The sequence below is a fragment of the Pontixanthobacter rizhaonensis genome, from assembly GCF_012972675.1.
GTDB lineage: Bacteria > Pseudomonadota > Alphaproteobacteria > Sphingomonadales > Sphingomonadaceae > Pontixanthobacter > Pontixanthobacter rizhaonensis.
The window spans coordinates 1,381,034-1,401,887 of the sequence record NZ_JABCRE010000002.1 but is presented as its reverse complement, the minus strand read 5'-3'; the positions used below and the strand labels follow the sequence as shown (position 1 = coordinate 1,401,887).

Genomic DNA, 20,854 nt, shown 5'->3' with positions numbered 1-20,854 from the left:
GGATTGCGGCACGCGCGCTAGCCATGAACCACGCGGGCCGCGTTGTGGTGCTGGATAAGGGGGAGCTGGTGCAGGATGACAACCGGAAAAGCGCCCTCGACAGCGCCGTGATCAAGCGCGTGTGGGGCGTCGACTGCGAATGGATCGGCAATAAAGGTGCAATGGCGTTGGTTAGCCGGTCATGGGAAGTTAGCCAGTGGCTCAGTTATGAAACCCTTGCTGCATGTCACTCGTGGTTGATGTAAAACCGAGGTATATCCTCAATTGAAGCGATCGGGATTGAGAGCCGGGGCGGTTCGGCTGCCTCAAGCAAATCCGGATATGCGGAGAAATGGGCTTCTCTTTTGGCGTACCGAACGCTCCATCAAAGACGGTAACGCTCGATCCGGCGACGGTATAAGAACAGTGCGGGTTGGTTAGGCTGGTAAACGCGTTTTCGTGTGTTAAGTTTCGCTTAGGAGCGTCTTAGATAGTTGATTCGCAGTAAAACCTGCGTTCCAGTCTTTCGTTTCCAGAAGTCGGGAAGCCGCTATATTCTTTGATGATAGCGGCTTCGGAAATGTTACTTTCGGGGGTGTCATGGGCAATATTGATCGAGAATTTTTCTTCAATGAAGTGAGGAAGAGACCATTTGGTGGTAGCTTGCTGCCCACGCATGTGACTGGATGCAATGCAATTATTGATTATTGGGAAGAGAAATATCCCGATAAAAGTGATCGCTGGTTGGCGTATCTCTTGGGCACAACCTACCATGAAACTGCCCACACGATGGAAGCAATAAGTGAATATGGCGGTGCAGCCTATTTCAATGAACGGTATGGTCCAGGAACGCCGGTCGGTAGGGTATTGGGCAACACGCAACCCGGCGATGGTAACCGGTTCCACGGCAGAGGGTTTGTCCAGCTGACCGGGCGGGCCAACTACACGGATTGGAAACGCCGGTTAGGGGTCGATATTGTAAGCCATCCCGAACGGGTTCTGGATCAGGACATCGCGACCCGAATATTGATGGAGGGATCGATCAAGGGCACGTTTACCGGGGTCAAAGTCGGAAATTATCTCACCAACAGCAAGAATGATTGGTACCACTGCCGGCAAGTGATTAACCGGCTGGACAAGGCGCAGCATATTGCGAATTTAGGTAAGCAGTTCTGGGGCGCGATCAGTTACACAGATGAAGGACAGGTCGGCCAAGCCAAGCACCGCCCTATTTTACGGGAAGGGGCAGACGGCGAAGATGTCCGCTTTCTTCAACGGTATTTAGGAGTTTCCACCGACGGTGAATTCGGCCCCATGACCGAACATGTTGTGATTGCATTTCAGGCAGATAAAGGCCTTTCGGCTGATGGAGTTGTTGGCCGCAATACATGGACCAAGTTGCTCGGTAAAACAGCCATCCGTGACACTGTGATTGATAGTGATGTCACAGAAGACACACAGATTGCCGTGGGTGACCGGCCATTGGTCCGTTTCGGATCGCGGAGCGATTACGTTAAGGAACTACAGCGGTTGCTTGAATTGACCGATGACGGCGTGTTTGGCCCGAACACGCTGGACACTGTTATGCAATTCCAAGCTGATAATAATCTACAAGCAGACGGCATAGTCGGCGCGATCACATGGACAGCCTTACTGAACCAGTGAGCTGAACCGGATGGTGAAGTTTTCAACCCGAGATATCTGCGGCAAGAGACTGCTCGCCATATTAATTTCCGGTATAGATCGTGGCGAATTCCAGAGGTTCCAAAGAAAAAGCCCCGCCTCTCAGCCGAGAAGCGGGGCTTTTCTGTACTGCTAGAATGTTACTTGTCGCTACCCGTAAGTCCGCGGGCTTCCAGCATTGGGGTTACGTCTGGCTCACGTCCGGCGAAATTGTCGAACATTTCAAAGTAATCCATTGTGCCGCCGCGGCTGAGCACTGTCTTACGGTAATGGTCGCCATTTTCGCGGGTCAGGCCGCCATTATCCATGAACCATTTGCGGCTGTCCCGGTCGAGCATTTCCGTCCAGAGGTAGGAGTAATAGCCGGAGCTATAGCCTGCCGGGCTGGAGAAGATGTGGTTGAAGTACGTGCTGCGATAACGCGGCGGGACCAGACCGATTTCGAGGCCGAGTTCTTCCAGCGATTTACGCTCGAACTCGTCCACCGCTTCGACCGTGTTGATCGCGGCTGCTTCCTCTGGTGACAGCGCGTGCCATTTCATATCAAGCAAGGCTGCTTCCACGACTTCACCAAAATCATACCCTTGGTTGAATTTGGCCGCCGCTTCGATCTTCGCAATCAGCTCGTCCGGAATGGTTTCACCCGTTTCGTGATGCTTGGCATAGTTTTGCAGCACGGACGGGTACGTCGCCCACATCTCGTTCACTTGGCTGGGATATTCCACGAAATCGCGCGCTGTGGCCGTGCCTGAGATAGAGGCATAGTTCTGGTCTGCGAAGAAGCCGTGCAGCGCATGGCCAAATTCGTGGAACAGCGTGTTCACATTGTCGAAGCTGACCAGTTGCGGCTCACCCTCGGCAGCTTTCGGGATGTTGAGCACGTTGTAAATCACAGGCTTGGTGCCTTTGAGATAGGTCTGATCGACAAAGTTGCTCATCCACGCACCGCCGCGTTTTGATGGACGCTGGAACGGGTCAAAATAGAACACGCCCATTTCGCTGCCATCGGCTTCAAAAACGGTGTAGGTCGTCACATCCGGGTGATAGACCGGCAGATCGTCACGCTTTTCAAACGTAATGCCGTAAAGCTCTGTTGCGGCGTAGAAAATGCCGTTTTCCAGCACAGATGTCAGCTCAAAATACTGCTTTACCTGCTCTTCATCGAGGTCGTATTTCTCTTTGCGGACTTGCTCTGCATAGCGGTACCAATCCCAAGGTTTCACCTCGAAATCGCCGCCGGTTTTCTTGATTTGCTCGTTCAGAACACCGGCCTCGCGGCGCTGTGTTTCTGCCAGCGGGCCAACCATTTGCTCCATAAAGTCGAGCGCGGTTTTGGGTTCCTTCGCCATGCGGTCATACATGGTGTAGGTGGCCCAGTCAGGGTTGCCGAACAGCGCGGCTTTCTGCGCGCGCAGGCTGGCGATTTCGGCCAGGATCAGGCGGGTGTCATTCTCTCCGCCCTGATCCGCGCGGTTGACGCTGTTGGTGAACAGTTTCTCGCGCACATCGCGGTTTTCGAGGTTTGGCAGCAGCGGCTGCTGGGTGGTGTTTTGCAGCGGGATAACAAACTTACCCGCCATGCCGCGTTCGGCAGCAGCCTTGGCAGCGGCTTCGATATCGGTGTCTGACAGGCCAGCCAGTTCTTCGCGGCTATCAACCACCAGCGCACCGGCGACAGTCGCCTCGCGCACCATCTTGCCGAATGCGGTTGTCTTTTCAGACAGCGCGGTGTTGATGGCTTTAACTTCTTCCTTCTGTTCTTCGGTCAGCAAAGCGCCGGCATGGACCATATCGTCATAGGTCCGCTCCAGAAGGGTGGTGTCTTCGGTATTCAGATCAAGGCTGTCGCGCTTGTCATACACTGCTTTCACGCGGGCAAACAGAACCGGATCAAGCGTGATAGCATCGCCGTGGGCGGTCAGTTCAGGAGAGATTTCTTCGTTAATCGCATCCAGACCGTCTGTGGTGTTGGAACCGGTCAATGCAAAGAATACGCGGGCAACGCGGCCCAGCATTTCGCCCGACACTTCCAAGGCGACAATCGTGTTGTCGAAATTCGCTTCGGCAGGGTTGTTCTTGATCGCGTCTATTTGCGCGGTGTGGATTTTCATCCCTTCACGGAAGGCCGGTAGGTAGTCTTCTTCGGTGATTTTGGAGAAATCGGGCGCTTGGAACGGCAATGTGCTGTCGCTGGCGAAATAGCCGCTGCCTGCGGGGATATTGGCGAACAATGCTGTCGTTTCTTCACTGAGCACGCGCGGCGGTGCCTCTGGGGCAGAGCACGCGACGGTACCAGCGGCAAGAGCGAGCGCCATTGCGCTCGCGGCGAATAGTTTGATTTTCATGTGGATCAGTCTCCGGTCCATTATCTTTTATGCGCAGCCCCTCCGCCGCGCGCGAATATCGCATCAATAGCTGGGGATGCTTGAACCGGAGATTGATCGTGTTTGCAAGTGGTGTTGGTCGAATGATGCCGACTGTTGGTGGTCAGATCTCGGTGTTCTCCAGCGTTATCTGATCTGCCGCGACTTTGGTTCCCACGGGAACACGGATGACGGTATACACATTTTCGTTCGGCCCAATGTCCTGAGGAGGGGAGTTATTGTGCGAATGACTGAGTAGCCCGGCGTCACGAACAAAGATCGCTGCGGCCTCGTCGTCCTCCCGAATAACGTTCCGGTAATAGGCCTTTGCTGTTGCTTCGTCAGTGAAGCATTTTATGTCGAAAAATCTCATCCTCTTATCCTTCCGCTCGATTAAAGTGCATTTGCTTTGGCAGGTGAGAAACCTTCGATCAGCTGCTTGTTTGAATTGATGAAGTTGAGGCAAGTCTCCCGCGTACTCCGTGCTCCTGTACACGCCAGGTCGAAGGCCCCTTTCTGTCTTGGGCTGAGGGACAGGGAGCCAATTACGCCCGGTAATTTTGATCTGACGTCGGCATCACTCATTTCGGCAATTTTGGAGAGTAAGATTGTCCGGCCCTGCATATTCTGTTTTCCATCTCCTTGCGCGAATGCATCGGCGCCCAACACAGCCGCAGTCGTCTGCGCGTTGTTGGGGTTTTTCGCGGCATCTTCAGCGGCTTTGCCGACCGCTACAACAGCGGCACCGCCATTTGCCGCAAGCAATTGAGCAGCAAGGCCGGTGGAGAAATACTGCGCCAGACCAACGCTGCCCTTACCAGCTGTCGAATCTGCCGAAATTTCAGCACCGAAACTGGCCAAGACGGAGTAGCTGTCTTGGCTGGACCGGTTCTGCCCGTCAGTGCGACTGGCGACAAACAGGCAAGGGTGCAAAGCATCATCATCGCCATCGTAATCTTCTGCCGGATCGCAAGGCGACAGCAAATTGCCATTTGCGGAATGCTCGCTGGTATTCGCCAGCAGGGGCATGATAACTGCTTCTTGCCGGTCATAGCCGATCAGAATCTGCGGGGTCTCACCCGTATTCGTCCCTACTTTTACGCCAACGCTGGTATTGGTCCCGAACACCATTGTGTTGCTGTGCCGAGTGGCCTGAACGCAGCCTGCGGCAAGCGGCAGCAGGCTTAGGGCTGCAATGTACCTGTATGATCGACGACGCATGGTTTTTCCCCTTCAATTGTCTCTAATATGGTTTTTGCATTGTCTGCCTGAGCGGCAGACCGGATAATGATCAGCAATTGGCAATCCGCCGGGTCGGCCAGTACCCATTGAGAGGCGCTGTATCCCAGCCAAGCACCGCCACCGGGCGTGCTTTCCCAGCCAAAGCCGACACCGCTGCGTTCAATCGCCAGAGTCTTTCCCTGCACTGGTGGCAATTCAACCCGCACCAACCCGATGCCGGTAATGGCGCTGCCCCCTCCGGAATCGACCTGAATGGTGGTGCACGCCGCGGCCCATCCGGCCAGCATGCAGGCCGCTATGTTTTTGCCCAAATTACTCAGTGATCGGTGCACTTATTCTGCAATCGGCACAGTGTCGGGATTGGTCACTGAATTGCCCGAATTATTATTCCCAGCAGATTGCGCCAGCGGTTTCTCGCACACTTGCGGGGCGTCCACAGTCGGCACCCAGATTAGTAACAGACCAATGGCAAGCAGTACAATCGGGGCTGGGGCCTTCGCCAAAGAATCAACCAATGCTGACAGCGCCTTAAAGAAGTCTAGCGGCGAACCAGTCTGTTCTGAGTCAGCTGTTCTAAACCCCCCGCCGTCTTTCGACCAGATGGGTTTGGCCAATAGGACCAATGCGATAATGCCTTGCACGACCAGCAGCGCAATCGCCGCTTTGAAGGCCAGTTCGGCAATCCAGTATAAAGTTGTCGCGTTAGACAGTGTGTCGGCAAAAAACTCCGTACACATCGCCAGCAATAGGACGTCTTGTTGTTGGTCAATCATTCTTCACCCCCTGAAGTCTAATGTGAACGCCGGGAACCGGCGGCCGTGACGTGCAAGAGGTATCCCCCTTGGCGCAGGGGAGCTTGTACAAAAGCGGCGGCGCAGCATCTGTGATCTGGCTCACAGCCGGTTTGCAGGGAAATTTATGCGGTAGCTGCGCCGGGCCTCGCAGGCGTGGGCGGCTTAGGCGGCGTCGGCAACTACCCTGTCGCGGCCGCCATTCTTCGCTTCGTACAGCGCTCTGTCTGCGCCAGCGAGAGCCTCTTCAACAGTATCATCTTCACCATATTGTGCCAGCCCGATGGACGCTGAGACGGTAAGGCCGTCTACCCGCAACAGATCTGCTATTGCCGCAATGCGTTCGCGCAGGGCCTCGGCAGTCGAAACGGCGGTTGCCCGATCCAGCTGATGCAGCAGGATTGCAAATTCTTCACCGCCAAGCCGGACAGAGAGATGCTGGCCGCCAGGCAATCCGTTAAGCAGACTATTGATCACCTCGGCTGTTTTTTCGAGGACTTGATCACCCACAGCATGGCCAAATTGGTCATTGATCTGTTTGAAGTGATCCAGATCAATCGCCAGTAGGAAGGCAGTACCATTGCGCTGTGTGGTAGTTACCTGATCAAAGAAGGCGCGGCGATTAAGCAGGCCGGTAAGGGGATCCCGTTCGGCCAGATATTTCGACCGGGACAGCGCGCGTTTCAGCTCATATCCAAGCCGCCGGTTCTCGACCAGAGTCTCCGCCGATTTGCGATGCTCTTTCCCGGAACCGAGCGCATAAGAGATAATTCCGCACCCTGCGACCGCGACGAAGCTTGGAACCCACCAGTCAAATGATACGTGGGTGATCGTAACCGCGCCGATGACGGTGGTCATGAACAATGCGTAATAGCCCAGCAGCAAACGTGGTATTGGCCCGTATAGGGCACAGGCCAGGCTCACTCCGATTGTCGCTACCGTCAGAATAATCAAGGCGAGTGGATGCCAAATCGCGCCAACGGCCAATGGCAATAGCAGCAGCCCCCAGAAGAACCCGCTGACAACGGCACTAAATTTGGCAAGCGCAAGCTCTTCCTCATAGGGCTCGTAATTGGCGAGCTTCTCTCGCAAACGGCCCCACGAATGGCGCACATAAAAAATCGAGAATAGCCGCCAAATGACAGGCGCGGCAAACACCTCGCCGCCGGGCATCGCAATCGCCGCAACGACGCAGGCCGCCCAGCCAATAAGGTTGGCGGTTAAAGATCGTTTTTCACGCTCTGCAACGGCGCGGACAATCTCCAGCTGAACCTCAGTCGCCCACTCGGCATGGCGCTCGGACGGCGCATCGCCATCCGGTTGAGACCATTTCGAGAGAAAAGATTGCAGCAAAGAGGTACTCCTAAGAGCATCTCTATAGTGCGGAAGTCTTAAACAATTGCAGTGCGGGCAGGGCGAGTTTCAATCGACTGTTCCTGATATTTCAAGCCGTGCGGTGGTCATACCAGTCTGTCGGTAAAATACTGTCCACTCCCTGGTTCTCTGAAGGGTGTTTTGCTCGGCGCTTGAATGACGTTTGAACAAATAAAGAACATTGGGATAAACTGAAGGCGAGGAAACGCGCCTCTAGACTCTGGCCAATACACCCCCCAAATGCCTTGCATGGCTCATACAAAAATTTCCGTGCGCGGCGCGCGCGAGCATAATCTCAAAGGCGTGGATATTGATCTGCCGCGCGATGCGTTGATCGTGATCACGGGGCTGTCGGGCAGCGGGAAATCGTCGCTGGCATTTGATACGATCTATGCCGAGGGGCAGCGGCGCTATGTCGAGAGCCTGAGCGCTTATGCGCGGCAGTTCCTTGAGATGATGCAGAAGCCCGATGTCGAGCATATTGACGGCCTGTCTCCTGCGATTTCGATTGAGCAGAAAACCACTTCGCGCAATCCGCGTTCCACCGTGGCGACGGTGACCGAGATTTACGATTATATGCGGCTGCTATGGGCGCGGGTCGGTGTGCCATATTCGCCTGCCACCGGATTGCCGATTGAAGCGCAAACAGTGTCCAACATGGTCGACCGGGTGATGGAATTGCCCGAAGGGACGCGGCTCTATCTGCTCGCGCCGGTCGTGCGCGGGCGCAAAGGCGAATACCGTAAAGAACTGGCCGAATGGCAGAAGGCGGGCTTTACCCGCGTGCGGATCGACGGGGAGTTTTATGCGATCGAGGAAGCGCCGGCGCTCGATAAGAAATTCAAGCATGACATCGAAGTGGTCGTCGACCGGCTGGCGATTAAGCCGGATCTGGAGACGCGGCTGGCGGACAGTTTTGAAACTGCGCTGAAACTGGCGGACGGGCTCGCATATGTTGATTTGGCGGATGGGACTATTGAGGAAGCTATGTCCAAGCAGCCGTTCGTGTCGAGCGAAGTCGAGACACGCGAAAAAGGCATCTCGACTTCGCTCGATGCGAACGGGCCTTCGGACGGCGGAAAGATGAAAGGTGCAGGATTGCCCGCGAACCGGATCGTTTTTTCGGAGCGGTTTTCTTGTCCGGTATCCGGCTTCACGATTGAGGAAATCGAACCTCGGCTGTTTTCCTTTAACTCGCCGCAAGGGGCCTGTTCGACCTGTGACGGGCTGGGCGAGAAACAATTGTTCGACCCGCAATTGGTGGTGCCGAATGAGGAGCTCAGCCTGAAGAAGGGCGCAGTCGTGCCGTGGGCGAAGAGCAACCCGCCATCGCCCTATTATATGCAAGTTCTGGGCAGTCTGGCCAAAGCGTATGAGTTCAGCCTCGATACGCCGTGGAACCAGCTGGAGCCGGACCAGCAGATGATTATTCTGCACGGTACCGGCGGCATGGCTGTACCGCTGACCTTTAAGGATGGACGCAAGACCTATACCGTCAACAAGGCGTTTGAGGGTGTGATCGGCAATCTCAACCGCCGGTTGCGCCAAACCGAAAGCGCGTGGATGCGCGACGAGCTGGCCAAGTTCCAGACCGCCCAGCCATGCGAAACCTGCGGCGGCGCGCGGCTTAATGAAAAAGCGCTCGCGGTAAAAATTGCAGACACACATATCAGTGCGCCGACGCGGATGTCGGTGTCTGATGCGAAGGACTGGTTCCTCGCGCTGGATGATCAGCTAAATGAAACGCAAAGCCAGATTGCCAAGGCGATCCTGAAAGAAATCAACGAACGGCTTGGCTTCCTCGATAATGTCGGGCTGGATTATCTGAACCTCGACCGGACCAGCGGCACTTTGTCGGGCGGCGAGAGCCAGCGGATCCGGCTCGCCAGCCAGATCGGCAGCGGGTTGAGCGGCGTTTTATATGTGCTGGATGAGCCCAGCATTGGCCTGCATCAGCGCGATAATGACCGGCTGCTGGAAACACTCAAGCGGCTGCGCGATCTGGGCAACACTGTGATCGTGGTGGAGCATGATGAGGATGCCATCCGTCAGGCCGACCATGTGGTCGATCTGGGGCCGGGCGCAGGTGTGCGCGGCGGCGAAGTGGTGGCGCAGGGTACGCTGAAACAAGTGCTCAAGGCGAAGAACTCGCTCACCGCGGATTATCTGACCGGGCGGCGGGAAATCGCGGTTCCGGCCGAGCGGCGCAAGGGCAACGGGCATAAGCTGACGGTCCACGGCGCGCGGGCGAATAATTTGCAGGATGTCACCGCCGCGATCCCGCTGGGCACATTTACCTGCATCACCGGCGTATCGGGCAGCGGCAAATCCAGCTTCACCATCGACACGCTCTATGCCTCCGCCGCGCGCACTCTCAACGGCGCACGGGTGATTGCGGGCGCGCATGACAAGGTCACGGGTCTGGAATATTGCGACAAGGTGATCGAGATTGACCAATCCCCGATTGGCCGCACCCCGCGCAGTAACCCCGCCACATATACCGGCGCTTTCACCAATATCCGCGACTGGTTCGCGGGCCTGCCCGAAAGCGGCGCGCGCGGATATAAGCCGGGGCGGTTCAGCTTCAACGTCAAAGGCGGCCGGTGCGAGAAATGCACGGGCGACGGCCTGATCAAGATCGAAATGCACTTCCTGCCCGATGTCTATGTCACCTGCGAAGAATGCGGCGGAAAGCGTTATAATCGCGAGACTTTGGAGGTGAAGTTCAAGGGCCTCTCCATCGCCGATGTGCTCGATATGACGGTGGAGGATGCGGAGGAGTTTTTCAAAGCTGTCCCGCCGATCCGCGATAAAATGCATATGCTGAACGAGGTTGGCCTGGGCTATGTCAAAGTGGGCCAGCAAGCGACCACGCTTTCGGGCGGGGAGGCGCAGCGGGTGAAACTGGCCAAGGAACTGAGCAAACGCAGCACCGGCCAGACGCTGTATATTCTGGATGAACCGACCACCGGACTGCATTTTGAGGATGTCCGCAAACTGCTGGAAGTCCTCCACCGGCTGGTTGATCAGGGCAATTCCGTGGTGGTGATCGAACATAATCTGGATGTGATCAAAACGGCGGACTGGATCGTCGATATGGGCCCCGAAGGCGGGGTGCGCGGCGGGCAGGTGGTGGCCGAAGGCACGCCGGAGAAAGTCGCGGGGACGAAGGGCAGTTTCACCGGCGGCTATCTGAAGGATATGCTCGCGAAATAGGGGCGGGGTATGATGACTACGCGATCCATCTTGTCACTGCCGATGGCGGCCTTTCTGGCGGTTCCGGTACTGCTGGCCGCCCCGCTAACAGCATGCAGCCCGGCCACGCCGGAGCAATTGCGCGCGTCTGATATAGTCCGGTGCAAGGAACAGTTTGGCATGATGACCACCTCGCCGCAGCAAGCCGATGCGCTGTGCGGCTGTATGGAAGGCAAGCTGGAGGAACGCGGGCTGGAAAGCGGCACCATGTTTGGCGGCGGGTCGGAAGCGGCCAAGCAAGTCTATGGCCTCTGCGCGCAGCAAGTGGGCGTTCCTGCTAATTAGCGGGGTAGCAACGCCCCGCGGCGTCCGCCGCGTTAGTATATCGCAATGGTAAGGATAGTTATGAAACATCACCGGAAACTCACCACAGCCTTGATCGGTTCTTCGCTGCTGGCGGCAGGGCTGCTGAGCGGTTGCAGTCAGGATATGTCCGGCGGCGGATCAGACGTGTCAGACGGATCAGGGGGTACGGAGCAGGATAGCGCCCTGTCGGACATCACGGTTTTAAGTGACACGGATGAGGCGGCCATTCGCGCGGTGATATATGACCAATATCTGGGCGGCCAGAAACGCAGCGATGTGGAGGCAATCCGCGCATCGCTCCACCCTGATTCCGTGATGATGATCCCGCAAAAGGATGATCAGGGCCGGTCAGTCCTGACGATCACGGATGATATGCATAAAGAGGTTGAGCAATGGGCCAATCCGGGACTGCCCGATCTGGACATCGCCAAATTCCCCATCCTGTCCATTACCGCCGCAGATAACCGCATCGCCCAAGTTATTCTGAAAGCGGAAGACCGGGTGTATGACGCCATCACGCTGACCAAAATCGACGGCGAATGGATCATCGCCAGCAAAGTATATATCCTGCAACAGGAATGATCGCAGGCCACCTGTCCCGCGCATTTGCAACCGATTGCAAAACCAATCTTGGTCGCGGCAGCCAGAGGGCGACCGCCCGACGCGCGGTTAGCGCGTAGGCAAGGAATGCGGATGCATTCCGCCCGCCGTTTGAGGGGCTAAAACAAAAAACGGTTCTTGGAATGAGCGGGCAGCTAGATCGTGTGCAGGGGCCTCGAGGCTGCGTGCGCGGCCGGCAGGTTATGGGAGAAGTTACACTGGGACTAAGCGCGCAAAGTGTTTGGGTAGCCGGTCATAAAGAATCTAGAAAAAAGATGGCTGTGTCGAAGACGATTCATCCGGACGTAAACGAGCTATTCGCCGAAGCGCATCCGCTTGCTTTTCCAGAATGGTCCTTTGCGCTTCTTCAAGCCGTTCCCTTTGCTGGTTTGCCCACTTTCCTCCTGCGAAAGAATTTAGGTTCAGATTAAGAATAAAGAGGCCTGACATAGCGCCGGAGATTGCAACACTTATTGCAGAACCCGAATCACCCCGAACTCTGTTCATTCCGGAATCGAAGGCGATTATGCCAAAGTCGATTAATTGCTTGCAAATCTCTATTATTTCCATGACAATTTCGGTGGCTTCTTGAAGTAATGTGAGTGCTCGTGCGCGTAGACGCCTCTTTAGGGTTAGATCAGTTTCTAAATCGCGTGCGGTCCGAACACGAATGACCTCGTCAAATTTTTCTGCATCTTCTTGAAATAGAGTTTTCAATCGCGGCAATACGACACCTTCTAATTGCCGAAGTAGGTAGGAGAACTGGCTAGTATCTCCGTGATTTTTCCGAATTGCGATTTTGTAGACAGTAGCACTAAGCTGGGCCGACAAAAGAGCCATAAGGGCCGCTGCACTCCCCGAACCGGGGGAATGGCCTCCAGAACCAAATTCGTCGAGCAGTTCGTCTGCGGGAAGCGTAATTAGTGACTGGGACTTAGCGAGAGGAAGGGCAGGTTGTTTCAATTTTAGTGGTCCGTTTCGAGTATTGGACTTTTCGTCATTTGCTACTTTTTCTCGTATTCACCGTCTCTTCCGCAAGGCAAAGCCCGCTCGGGGAGATTTTGCAAAGATCTGGCGTGTACGAAATTAGGTTCTTTTCATCCAGCCGTCTCAATATTTTTCTGAAGTTATTTAGGTTTTTATATTGCGATGCGTCACGGAGCGCCGTTTCTGACATATCGCCGTTAAATGCCAGCAGTATTAGGACCTTTTCACGAGTTTCGTGGCTCGAGTCCAATACTCGGAGAACTTGTCCATCTCTCCAAATCGTCGGTTGCTGTCTTGCAATTAGTGAATTCACCAATTCGCGCGTGTCTTCCGCTGTTAGTGAAGATTCTATTCTAACAATTTCGGACAGAACCCACTTGGCGCCGCTAAGTAATAGGGTGGCATCAATTTCGCTTGCTGGAACGGCGCCTAGATGGCCGATGCTGCGCTTGTTACGAAGGGCATATATCGACCATAGTGTTCGCGGTATCAAAATGCGGTAAGACTCGTCACCGTTGCCATTTAGATAACTAGACAGAGCCTTGTCCCCGAAGTTCGACAATCCCTTGCTTATCGGTGTTGCTGCACCGAACAGCTTCAGTTCCAAAAACCGCCTCGCTGCTTCCACGAAATGTCCAGCATCAAGACCCGCATACTTCCATCTTCCGAGTGTGTAATGGGTGACAATATCATCGTAGGCTACCGTCAGGGCATTGCCGACTTCTTCATTGGAAGCCTGGACCAAAAAGTCATTCAGATTCATTGTTCATTTGCTCGACGAATGAAGATGCAGCTTTCCGGCCCGGTGCAGTCAGTTTTACATCATAACCACCGCCAGCTTTGGTTTTGTTCATAGCAACCTTGTCTTTCAAACCCTTCAAGTGGCTTGCGAAGTTCGACGAATCGTAACAGCCTTGGTCTTGACAAGCGTCTCTTATATCGTCCGCGCTAATCGATTGTTTGCCATTCAGGTGGTTCGCGTAAAGAAGCGCTAAAGCAGTATTACGAGTTTTTTCGGCCTTATTATTACCTGGCATCTGCGCGATTATTTTTACTTCTCCATCAATCTCGTCAAAAACATTTTCAAATTTTTCAATGCCTTGATTCGATTTTACGCTACTTGAATTACTTGAATTGTCTTGATTAAGTGATTCTGAAAAATTAGAGTTAGAAGTGACCACGTTTTTAGATAGATCAATCCACGTATCCAACATAGATTTTACGAATTCTTCGGAACCCTCGGCACTGAATTGCGAAACTCCGATTTGCATTGATGCTTTTACGCTAGTCATATCCCTTATTCCTTTATCTATTGATGAACGGCAAATCGTACATCTCTGCAGGTGTGTCAAGGTATGTGCATTCGGACTCATATTTATATTTGGGGATAAATTCGCCCAATACCAAGCGTAAATGCTATATGGCTCGCCGGTAGAATGGCATGTAACGTTAGTGGCCTAGAACATAAATTTGGAAGGCGTTGTAATGGCTATCCAAAAAAAGCCTAAAAACAAATAGTTGAATGGGTTAGTACGTTAGTTCGTGCGGGCAAATATAAATCCTACGAGACTATCGTCTAGTGTCATACAGGTGGGGTGGGTCTTTCAGACTAACCCCTGTCCTACACCCCAAACACCCCCTAACTAAACCGGTTTCCTCCCACGCCCGCAGGAGCAAACCGCATGACCTATCTCCCCGATCAATCCTCCTTCCAGCAGCCCTTTAAGCTCGAACGCCAAGCACGGTTTCTCGAAACGCTCGCTCTTTCGGGCAATGTGCGGGCCTGTTGCCGCGCGGTCGGGATTGGGCCGAACACCGCCTATCGCTGGCGGCGGGCCTCTGCCGATTTTGCGCGGCTGTGGGATGCGGCGATGGTCTCTGCGCGCGCCCATGCAGAACAGGTTCTGGCCGACCGCGCGCTCAACGGCATAGAGGAGCCGGTATTCTATCACGGCGAGGAAATCGCGCGGCGGCGGCGCTATTCCGACCGGCTGTTACTCGCGCATCTGGCGCGGCTGGATGCGAAGGCAGACGACCCCGCGCTGGCCGGTATCGCGACAGATTTTGACACCGCGCTGGAGGAATTTGCGGCGACGGGCGCGTGCTCTGCTGTGAATGAGGCGGGGAATGAGGCGGGGAATGAGCTGGGGAACGAACCCGTGAATGAGGCAGCAGATGATCTTGAAGAAGATGCGGAGCTAGCTTGTGCCAGTGATGGGGCCAGTAACGGGGCCTGTGAAGGGGCGGATGGCAGGAATAGGCCTCCGCCAGAGCATCCGTGGGATGATGAGACAGTGCCCTTGGTCGAACGCGCGCTGCTCTATCTCGAAGCACAAGAGGCGGCCAGATCGGAAGAACCGCCAGAGGCAGAGGAAGAGGCGGAAGAAGGACCGGACGAGGTGGGGGATGATGGCGCGCCAGACCCGTCTGCTTTTTTGGTTTAGGACTGTGTACCATGTGTCCCTTTCCTACAAAACGCGCCGCTTCTTAAAGTGGTTCATGACCCAATACAGCGCTTGTGCTGAGCGGGCGGGGCGGTACTCTGCTGTTTGATCAGAATATTGGGAGGGTCCTATGACCAAATATGTATTGTCTATCGTTCCGGCCTGCGTGCTGCTCGCCTCTTGCGGGAATATCGCCGATAGCGAGGAGATGATGACCGCCTTTGCCGATAGCTGCAAACAGGGCATGGCAGGTCAGGATATTCCGGAGGCGCTGGCGGAAAAGACCTGTGAATGTTCCGCCGGTAAGGTGAAAGAGCAGGAGCTGGGCCCGATGGATATGCTCGACGAAGACAAGATGATGGCTATTGGTGAAGAATGCGCGGCCGAGATAATTGCCGAAATGGATGCCGATGCGGGGTAAGCGGGCGGCCCGACGGCGCGGGTAGGGCACTGCTGGCGATATAGGCTGTGTATTATGTCGCTTCCGTACAGGCGTGATGGGAAAAACTGTATCAGAGAAGCCTGTGTGAATGGCCCGGGGAAGGGCGCGATCGCCGGGGGTGAATGATGACTATGCAGCAATCCATTGCGTGTCCGGAATGCGGGACGAAGATCTGTTTCAATGCAGCGGAATTGCTGCACGGCGCGACGTTCTCTTGCGATGATTGCGGCACAGATATTGCGCTGAATACGGCAAGTCAGGACCATGCGCGCGAAACGATGGCCGCGTTTGAGCGGGCGAAGAAGACGATTTGAGTGTGGGCCAGATTGTGGGGTCTGATTATCGGGCCGGATTGTGGCGGTTAGGGTTAGCTAACGATATCCAGCTTAACCCTGGCATGGCCCGATTGGATCAGGCCGATTTTTGATGCAGCCGCGCGGCTGAGGTCAATCGTGCGGCCCCGGATAAACGGCCCGCGATCATTGATGCGGACCACCACAGAACGGCCATTGCGGCGGTTTGTGACCTTGACTTTGGTGCCGAAGGGCAGCGTTTTGTGGGCGGCGGTCATCGCGTTCATATTGAACCGTTCGCCATTGGCGGTTTTCCGTCCGTGGAAGCGGCGGCCGTAATAGCTGGCAACACCATTGCCCAGGGTGCGGGTGACGGCGCTGTCGGGTTCGGGTTCGGGTTTTGCTTCGGGTTCAACCGGTGGTTCGATCTCGGTAATATCCACCGCGTGATCGGGTGTTTCCGGCTCGTCAGGCAATGTTTCAAACGCCGTGAACTGCTCCTCAAACGGGGCATCTTCGGCGGCGTGTGCGGGATCAGCGGTTTCCTCCGCGCCGGGGTTAGAGCCCGTATTAGCCCCCGTATTGGCCCCCGTATTAGCCAGCGCGGTGCCGCCCAAAATAACCGCCAGCAGGCACGCTGCGGCAAAAGACCGGGGCCTCGCCGTGGTCGCATTATGGGTGGTGTTGTGTGCCGTTTCCATAGGCCGCGATTGTACAGGCACAGCGGCGCCAAATCATCCCGCTCACGGGCGTTTACCGTAATTTCGGGGCTATTTGCCGTGCGGAAAGGATGAAATCGGCGTGTTTTGTCGATGCGTCAGCGGGGATCATCGGGCTCTGCTGGGACCGAGTCGCGCTGCGATTCTTTTACCGATCGCGTTGGGCCAGCAGCCGCAAACGGAGCGCATTGAGCTTGATGAAGCCTTCTGCATCTTGCTGATCATAAGCGCCGGCATCGTCTTCAAACGTGACGTGCTGTTCGCTGTAGAGGCTGTTTGCAGACTTACGTCCGACAACATCGGCATTGCCTTTGTAGAGTTTTAGCCGGACGGTGCCGCTGACCTTTTCTTGGCTAAGGTCAATCGCTGCCTGCAGCATCTCACGCTCAGGGCTGTACCAGAACCCGTTATAGATCAGCTCGGCATATTTCGGCATCAATTCATCTTTAAGGTGAGCGGCGCCGCGATCCAGAGTGATTTGTTCAATACCGCGATGGGCACGAGCGTAAATTTCGCCGCCGGGTGTTTCGTACATCCCGCGGCTTTTCATCCCGACGAAGCGGTTTTCAACCAGATCCAGCCGGCCAATGCCGTGCTTACGGCCGAGATCATTGAGTGCTTCTACCAATGTAGCTGGGCTCATGGCGGTCCCGTTCAGCGCTACGCCATCACCGCGTTCAAAGTCGATGGTAATATATTCCGGCGTATCCGGTGCATTTTCCGGGTTGTCTGTCCGTGAGTAAACGTAATCCGGAGTTTCTTCCCACGGATCCTCCAGAACTTTGCCTTCGCTCGACGTGTGTAACATATTGGCATCGGTCGAGAACGGGCTCTCGCCGCGCTTGTCCTTTGGCACCTGAATTTGGTGCTTCTCTGCCCAAGCGATCAGCGCGGTACGGCTGGTGAGATCCCATTCGCGCCAAGGGGCTATGACCTGAATGTCGGGCGCCAGTGCATAGGCTGAAAGTTCAAACCGGACTTGGTCATTCCCTTTCCCGGTGGCACCGTGCGCAATCGCGTCGGCGCCCGTTTCCCGGGCGATCTCTACCAGACGTTTCGAAATGAGAGGACGGGCGATCGATGTGCCAAGCAGATAGTCTCCTTCATATCGGGCATTTGCCCGCATCATCGGGAAAATGAAATCACGGGCAAATTCCTCACGCACGTCTTCAATGAAGATGTGCTTGTCAGGAATGCCCATTGCACGGGCCTTGTCACGCGCAGGTTCTATTTCTTCGCCCTGACCAAGGTCAGCGGTGAATGTAACGACTTCGCATCCACGCTCTACTTCCAGCCATTTGGCAATCACGCTGGTATCCAGGCCGCCTGAATAGGCGAGTACTACGCGTTTGATGTCAGACATTGGAAGTAGCTCCGCCAGGTGGTTTTTTAAATTTACTACGACGCGCCGGTATCAGGGGACGGTCGATATCGCAAAAGGTTTTGGGGCAAGTTTATCCAGCCGCAACGCAAGAAAAAAGCCCCCTGCCTGCGGCAAGGGGCTTTCTGTCCCACCCAAGAAGGGGGGGAAGGCTTTCTAAAGTTACGCAGCTGCCTGCTTGCGGCGACGGCGACGCGCGAAGGCGAGGCCGCCAAGGCCCAGAGCCATCAGGCCAAGAGCACCTGGTTCAGGAACTTGCGCGCTGTAAGATTTGATGTTGGTGATGTAGTCACCGCCAGTGATGGGATCGCCCCACCAAGCCCACAAGTTAACCCGGCCATTGCCGTATGAGTATAGTTTCTGTGGGTGCGTGGTGTTGATGTCACGCTCGTTATCAGTGACGCGTTGGCCGTTGATCAAACGGGTACCGTCCAAGGAGTCCAGCACGAAGCCAAACTGTGGAAGCTCGCCGCCAGTGAAAGTAGCGAAGCTGGAGCTGGTCATAACTGCATCAATTTCGGCGCCCTTCAAGGTTGCGCTTGATGTATCGGTGTTGATCGACAGCACATCACCATTGGTCATTGTGTAGTCAAAGATGGCGGCAGATGCTGGAACTGCTGTCACAGCCATTGCGGCTGCTGCAGCCAAACATGCTTTTTTCAAATTCTTCATCGGTAAGTCCTCCTAAAAAGTTCAACTGTGTGCCTTGAGCGTCGCAACAAAGGGTGAATAAGTCGCTTACCAAGGCCGGAAATCAGATGTGGAAGGTAAAGCACTTCGCGTGCCAGCTTTGTCAGAACCACGCTTTTCAGCGGGTTTTAATGGTTAACGGGCAAGTCACTGTTTGCAGGACTGTAAGAAACCCCGACAAATTTCGCCTGTAATTCTGGCCCGGGATTAACCAATTGGGAATGCTAAGCTGCGATATATAGCGCATGAAAAATCTCGTTAAGTCACGCTCGCACGCCCTATTGACCGCAACTGTCGGAACTTTGTTGGTTCTAACAGCAGCTTGCGACAGTACGCCTTCTGATCCTTATGCCGCCGCCGTCGAGGCAAGTGAGGAGGGTGACTTACAGGCAGCACGGCTTCTGTTGAGGCAAGCGCTGGATGCGTCACCGGACAACGCGGATGCGATATTGCTATACGGTAAGACTCAGTTGGCTTTGGAAAACCCCGAAGGTGCTGCGGAAGAATTCAAGAAGCTGGCTAATAATCCCGCTTTGAGTGCCGAGGCAGGTGATTTGCTTGCCAAAGCTTACCTTCAATCAGGCAACACGAAACTCGCTTTTGAAACGCTTGAGGCAGGGGGCATGAAAAGCGGCCTGGCCTATGCGGTCGCTGTTGTGGCCCATCTGAGCGAGGGCGAGGCGGATAAGGCTGTAACTGCCTTGGATCAGGGGTTGGAGAAATATCCGCAATCGATCGACCTGAAGGTACTTGATGCCAAACGGGCCTATGACCGGCGCGATGTTAGTGGTGCACGATCCTTGCTGACAGAAGTTCTGGAAGCAGAACCCCACTTGATTGAAGCGCGCCTGCTGCTGGGCCGCGTTGAAATGAATGATCGGGAGCTGGAGCCGGCAAAAACACAATTTGAGGAAGTCGTCAGACTGAACCCCTGGAATTTGCCGGCAATGCTGTCTTTGGCGGCGATTGCCAGGGATCAGAATGACGAGCAAGGCGCGGAGGATTGGATCAACCGGACGAAGGAAATTGCACCCGGCCACCCGATTGGGACATATTTCGCGGCGCAGATGGCGTATGATGCGGGTAATGTCGATCAGGCACATATCTTGGTCCAATCGCTTGGAACGAAGAGCGCCGAATTTCCCGCTCTTCGTCTGTTGCGGGGGATGATCTCTGCGCAGCGCGGGCAAACTCATACTGCGATAAGCGAGTTGGAGCGGTTCTTCCGTTTGGGCGGCGACAACACAGCAGGCAGGATTGCTCTGGCCCAGCAATATAGCGCGACAGGTGCGGACCAAAAGGCTTGGACTATACTGCAACCCGTATTGCAAAGCGCAAACGCCAATGCAGGAGCCCTTGCGCTGGGCGCGACCATCGCTGGTAAACTGGGCCGTTCCGAGCAAGCAAACCTTATGCAACGCGCAGAGCAGGCGCAAAGTGCAGATCCTTTTGCCGCAGCCATGGTCAAGGCCGGCGAAGCGATGCGGGCCGGGAAATGGGCGGAGGCTGACGCCTTGTATCAAGACGCACTCAAAGCGGGCGGTAGTAACAGCCCCGTGGTACTCAACAATGCTGCCAACGCACGGCTGAAAACTGGCGACACCGAGGGAGCCGTCACATTGGCGCGCAAAGCGTTCGAGCTTGCTCCGAATGATCCGATTATCATGGACACACTCGGCTGGAGCTTGGTGCAGATAGACAAGCAAAGCAGCGAAGGGCGCGATCTTATCCGGAAAGCCCAGCAATTGGCGCCCGGCAATAAAGAAATCAAAGAACATCTGATTGCCATTTCCTAACGCCGTGAGTTCCCTCCGCTTGCGCTGAACCGCTGCAGCGGTAAATTGCCGCAAGGGGAGATCGAGCAATGTCCGAGGCGAAAACGCAACCAACGCAGGTATCCGCAGCAGATTTCATTGCAGCTGTGGAGCCAGTAGGAAAGCGCGAAGATGCAGAATTGCTCGATGCGATTTTTCGGCGCGTAACCGGTGCCGAGCCGGTCATGTGGGGCAGCAGTATTATCGGATACGGTTCTTACAAAACCACTTATGCCAGCGGGCGCGATGTCCATTGGATGCGGGCCGGTTTCAGTCCGCGAAAAGCCAAACATTCCCTATATTTGATGGGCGGTTATTGCGATGAGCTGGCGGGTAAAAAGCGCGATGCTCAGCTGGAGAAGTTGGGCAAACATTCGCGCGGGAAAAGCTGCCTCTACATCAACAAATTGGCCGATATCGACCTCGCCGTGTTGGAAGACATGATCGCCGCAGACTGGGAAGCCATGCGACGTATCTATCCAGAAGACTAA

Annotated in this window: 22 protein-coding genes; 10 read left to right on the top strand and 12 right to left on the bottom strand. The window is 55.1% G+C overall.

Translation table 11 applies throughout. From position 1 onward, the window contains the following. Positions 1–23: 23 nt before the first annotated feature. Complete coding sequence (locus HKD42_RS06640; protein WP_170011489.1) at positions 24–245, top strand: hypothetical protein; 222 nt, start codon at positions 24–26, stop codon at positions 243–245. A 334-nt stretch (positions 246–579) separates the two neighbouring features. Further along, positions 580–1,644, top strand: coding sequence for a peptidoglycan-binding domain-containing protein (locus HKD42_RS06635; RefSeq protein WP_170011487.1), 1,065 nt, complete (start codon positions 580–582; stop codon positions 1,642–1,644). A gap of 158 nt (positions 1,645–1,802) precedes the next feature. Here the strand turns inward: HKD42_RS06635 and HKD42_RS06630 are convergent, their stop codons facing one another. The 6 genes from HKD42_RS06630 to HKD42_RS06605 all read right to left on the bottom strand — a co-directional run bounded on the left by HKD42_RS06630 (position 1,803) and on the right by HKD42_RS06605 (position 7,411). Next, positions 1,803–4,007, bottom strand: coding sequence for a M3 family metallopeptidase (locus tag HKD42_RS06630; protein ID WP_170011475.1), 2,205 nt, complete (start codon positions 4,005–4,007; stop codon positions 1,803–1,805). A 142-nt stretch (positions 4,008–4,149) separates the two neighbouring features. Further along, positions 4,150–4,398, bottom strand: coding sequence for a hypothetical protein (locus tag HKD42_RS06625; protein WP_170011473.1), 249 nt, complete (start codon positions 4,396–4,398; stop codon positions 4,150–4,152). A 20-nt stretch (positions 4,399–4,418) separates the two neighbouring features. Continuing rightward, a complete protein-coding gene (locus HKD42_RS06620) occupies positions 4,419–5,246 on the bottom strand; it encodes a hypothetical protein (RefSeq protein WP_170011471.1) in 828 nt (275 codons plus the stop codon). Then, complete coding sequence (locus HKD42_RS06615; RefSeq protein WP_170011469.1) at positions 5,210–5,554, bottom strand: hypothetical protein; 345 nt, start codon at positions 5,552–5,554, stop codon at positions 5,210–5,212. The genes HKD42_RS06620 and HKD42_RS06615 overlap by 37 nt, the downstream gene beginning before the upstream one ends. A gap of 45 nt (positions 5,555–5,599) precedes the next feature. After that, complete coding sequence (locus tag HKD42_RS06610) at positions 5,600–6,040, bottom strand: hypothetical protein (protein ID WP_170011467.1); 441 nt, start codon at positions 6,038–6,040, stop codon at positions 5,600–5,602. Between the two features lie 183 nt (positions 6,041–6,223). Beyond that, positions 6,224–7,411, bottom strand: a complete 1,188-nt coding sequence (locus HKD42_RS06605) for a GGDEF domain-containing protein (protein ID WP_170011465.1) — start codon at positions 7,409–7,411, stop codon at positions 6,224–6,226. A 270-nt stretch (positions 7,412–7,681) separates the two neighbouring features. On the opposite strand from HKD42_RS06605, the gene uvrA reads away from it, so the two are divergent. The 3 genes from uvrA to HKD42_RS06590 are packed head-to-tail and all read left to right on the top strand — an operon-like array spanning position 7,682 to position 11,575. Next, positions 7,682–10,648 carry an excinuclease ABC subunit UvrA gene (gene uvrA / locus HKD42_RS06600; protein ID WP_170011453.1) on the top strand — a complete coding sequence of 989 codons (2,967 nt, stop codon included), beginning with the start codon at positions 7,682–7,684 and terminating at the stop codon, positions 10,646–10,648. A gap of 9 nt (positions 10,649–10,657) precedes the next feature. Next, on the top strand, positions 10,658–10,972 hold the full coding sequence (locus HKD42_RS06595) for a hypothetical protein (protein ID WP_170011451.1): 315 nt from the start codon (positions 10,658–10,660) through the stop codon (positions 10,970–10,972). Positions 10,973–11,032: 60 nt separating this feature from the next. Then, positions 11,033–11,575, top strand: a complete 543-nt coding sequence (locus HKD42_RS06590; protein WP_170011449.1) for a nuclear transport factor 2 family protein — start codon at positions 11,033–11,035, stop codon at positions 11,573–11,575. Between the two features lie 282 nt (positions 11,576–11,857). On the opposite strand, the gene HKD42_RS06585 is transcribed toward HKD42_RS06590, so the two are convergent. From HKD42_RS06585 to HKD42_RS06575, 3 genes are read right to left on the bottom strand one after another with little or no spacing between them, the layout of a single operon-like run. Beyond that, a complete protein-coding gene (locus HKD42_RS06585) occupies positions 11,858–12,556 on the bottom strand; it encodes a cyclodeaminase/cyclohydrolase family protein (RefSeq protein WP_170011447.1) in 699 nt (232 codons plus the stop codon). Positions 12,557–12,590: 34 nt separating this feature from the next. After that, on the bottom strand, positions 12,591–13,343 hold the full coding sequence (locus tag HKD42_RS06580; protein WP_170011445.1) for a hypothetical protein: 753 nt from the start codon (positions 13,341–13,343) through the stop codon (positions 12,591–12,593). Further along, positions 13,330–13,872: a hypothetical protein gene (locus HKD42_RS06575; protein ID WP_170011443.1), complete on the bottom strand. Its 543-nt coding sequence runs from the start codon at positions 13,870–13,872 to the stop codon at positions 13,330–13,332. The genes HKD42_RS06580 and HKD42_RS06575 overlap by 14 nt, the downstream gene beginning before the upstream one ends. A 390-nt stretch (positions 13,873–14,262) precedes the next feature. Between HKD42_RS06575 and HKD42_RS06570 the strand changes: the two genes are divergently transcribed. The 3 genes from HKD42_RS06570 to HKD42_RS06560 all read left to right on the top strand — a co-directional run bounded on the left by HKD42_RS06570 (position 14,263) and on the right by HKD42_RS06560 (position 15,780). Further along, positions 14,263–15,024 carry a hypothetical protein gene (locus HKD42_RS06570; protein ID WP_170011441.1) on the top strand — a complete coding sequence of 254 codons (762 nt, stop codon included), beginning with the start codon at positions 14,263–14,265 and terminating at the stop codon, positions 15,022–15,024. Between the two features lie 130 nt (positions 15,025–15,154). Further along, positions 15,155–15,445: a hypothetical protein gene (locus HKD42_RS06565; RefSeq protein ID WP_170011439.1), complete on the top strand. Its 291-nt coding sequence runs from the start codon at positions 15,155–15,157 to the stop codon at positions 15,443–15,445. A 143-nt stretch (positions 15,446–15,588) separates the two neighbouring features. Next, positions 15,589–15,780 carry a hypothetical protein gene (locus tag HKD42_RS06560; RefSeq protein WP_170011438.1) on the top strand — a complete coding sequence of 64 codons (192 nt, stop codon included), beginning with the start codon at positions 15,589–15,591 and terminating at the stop codon, positions 15,778–15,780. Positions 15,781–15,833: 53 nt separating this feature from the next. On the opposite strand, the gene HKD42_RS13220 is transcribed toward HKD42_RS06560, so the two are convergent. The 3 genes from HKD42_RS13220 to HKD42_RS06545 all read right to left on the bottom strand — a co-directional run bounded on the left by HKD42_RS13220 (position 15,834) and on the right by HKD42_RS06545 (position 18,531). Further along, positions 15,834–16,460: a septal ring lytic transglycosylase RlpA family protein gene (locus HKD42_RS13220; protein WP_211483498.1), complete on the bottom strand. Its 627-nt coding sequence runs from the start codon at positions 16,458–16,460 to the stop codon at positions 15,834–15,836. 166 nt (positions 16,461–16,626) lie between these two features. After that, positions 16,627–17,841, bottom strand: coding sequence for an argininosuccinate synthase (locus HKD42_RS06550; RefSeq protein ID WP_170011436.1), 1,215 nt, complete (start codon positions 17,839–17,841; stop codon positions 16,627–16,629). A gap of 180 nt (positions 17,842–18,021) precedes the next feature. Further along, positions 18,022–18,531, bottom strand: a complete 510-nt coding sequence (locus tag HKD42_RS06545; protein WP_170011434.1) for a PEP-CTERM sorting domain-containing protein — start codon at positions 18,529–18,531, stop codon at positions 18,022–18,024. A gap of 263 nt (positions 18,532–18,794) precedes the next feature. Between HKD42_RS06545 and HKD42_RS06540 the strand changes: the two genes are divergently transcribed. After that, the gene (locus HKD42_RS06540) at positions 18,795–20,345 is read left to right on the top strand and encodes a tetratricopeptide repeat protein (RefSeq protein WP_170011432.1); all 1,551 of its coding nucleotides are present in this window, start codon (positions 18,795–18,797) and stop codon (positions 20,343–20,345) included. A 68-nt stretch (positions 20,346–20,413) separates the two neighbouring features. Continuing rightward, positions 20,414–20,854 (top strand): DUF1801 domain-containing protein, encoded by a 441-nt coding sequence (locus tag HKD42_RS06535; RefSeq protein ID WP_170011430.1) that lies wholly within the window; start codon positions 20,414–20,416, stop codon positions 20,852–20,854.

Coding starts and splice junctions, on each gene's coding strand:
- HKD42_RS06640 (WP_170011489.1), top strand. CDS start 24: ATGAACCACGCGGGCCGCGTTGTGGTGCTGGATAAGGGGGAGCTGGTG.
- HKD42_RS06635 (WP_170011487.1), top strand. CDS start 580: ATGGGCAATATTGATCGAGAATTTTTCTTCAATGAAGTGAGGAAGAGA.
- HKD42_RS06630 (WP_170011475.1), bottom strand. CDS start 4,007: ATGAAAATCAAACTATTCGCCGCGAGCGCAATGGCGCTCGCTCTTGCC.
- HKD42_RS06625 (WP_170011473.1), bottom strand. CDS start 4,398: ATGAGATTTTTCGACATAAAATGCTTCACTGACGAAGCAACAGCAAAG.
- HKD42_RS06620 (WP_170011471.1), bottom strand. CDS start 5,246: ATGCGTCGTCGATCATACAGGTACATTGCAGCCCTAAGCCTGCTGCCG.
- HKD42_RS06615 (WP_170011469.1), bottom strand. CDS start 5,554: ATGCTGGCCGGATGGGCCGCGGCGTGCACCACCATTCAGGTCGATTCC.
- HKD42_RS06610 (WP_170011467.1), bottom strand. CDS start 6,040: ATGATTGACCAACAACAAGACGTCCTATTGCTGGCGATGTGTACGGAG.
- uvrA (WP_170011453.1), top strand. CDS start 7,682: ATGGCTCATACAAAAATTTCCGTGCGCGGCGCGCGCGAGCATAATCTC.
- HKD42_RS06595 (WP_170011451.1), top strand. CDS start 10,658: ATGATGACTACGCGATCCATCTTGTCACTGCCGATGGCGGCCTTTCTG.
- HKD42_RS06590 (WP_170011449.1), top strand. CDS start 11,033: ATGAAACATCACCGGAAACTCACCACAGCCTTGATCGGTTCTTCGCTG.
- HKD42_RS06580 (WP_170011445.1), bottom strand. CDS start 13,343: ATGAATCTGAATGACTTTTTGGTCCAGGCTTCCAATGAAGAAGTCGGC.
- HKD42_RS06575 (WP_170011443.1), bottom strand. CDS start 13,872: ATGACTAGCGTAAAAGCATCAATGCAAATCGGAGTTTCGCAATTCAGT.
- HKD42_RS06570 (WP_170011441.1), top strand. CDS start 14,263: ATGACCTATCTCCCCGATCAATCCTCCTTCCAGCAGCCCTTTAAGCTC.
- HKD42_RS06565 (WP_170011439.1), top strand. CDS start 15,155: ATGACCAAATATGTATTGTCTATCGTTCCGGCCTGCGTGCTGCTCGCC.
- HKD42_RS06560 (WP_170011438.1), top strand. CDS start 15,589: ATGATGACTATGCAGCAATCCATTGCGTGTCCGGAATGCGGGACGAAG.
- HKD42_RS13220 (WP_211483498.1), bottom strand. CDS start 16,460: ATGGAAACGGCACACAACACCACCCATAATGCGACCACGGCGAGGCCC.
- HKD42_RS06550 (WP_170011436.1), bottom strand. CDS start 17,841: ATGTCTGACATCAAACGCGTAGTACTCGCCTATTCAGGCGGCCTGGAT.
- HKD42_RS06545 (WP_170011434.1), bottom strand. CDS start 18,531: ATGAAGAATTTGAAAAAAGCATGTTTGGCTGCAGCAGCCGCAATGGCT.
- HKD42_RS06540 (WP_170011432.1), top strand. CDS start 18,795: ATGAAAAATCTCGTTAAGTCACGCTCGCACGCCCTATTGACCGCAACT.
- HKD42_RS06535 (WP_170011430.1), top strand. CDS start 20,414: ATGTCCGAGGCGAAAACGCAACCAACGCAGGTATCCGCAGCAGATTTC.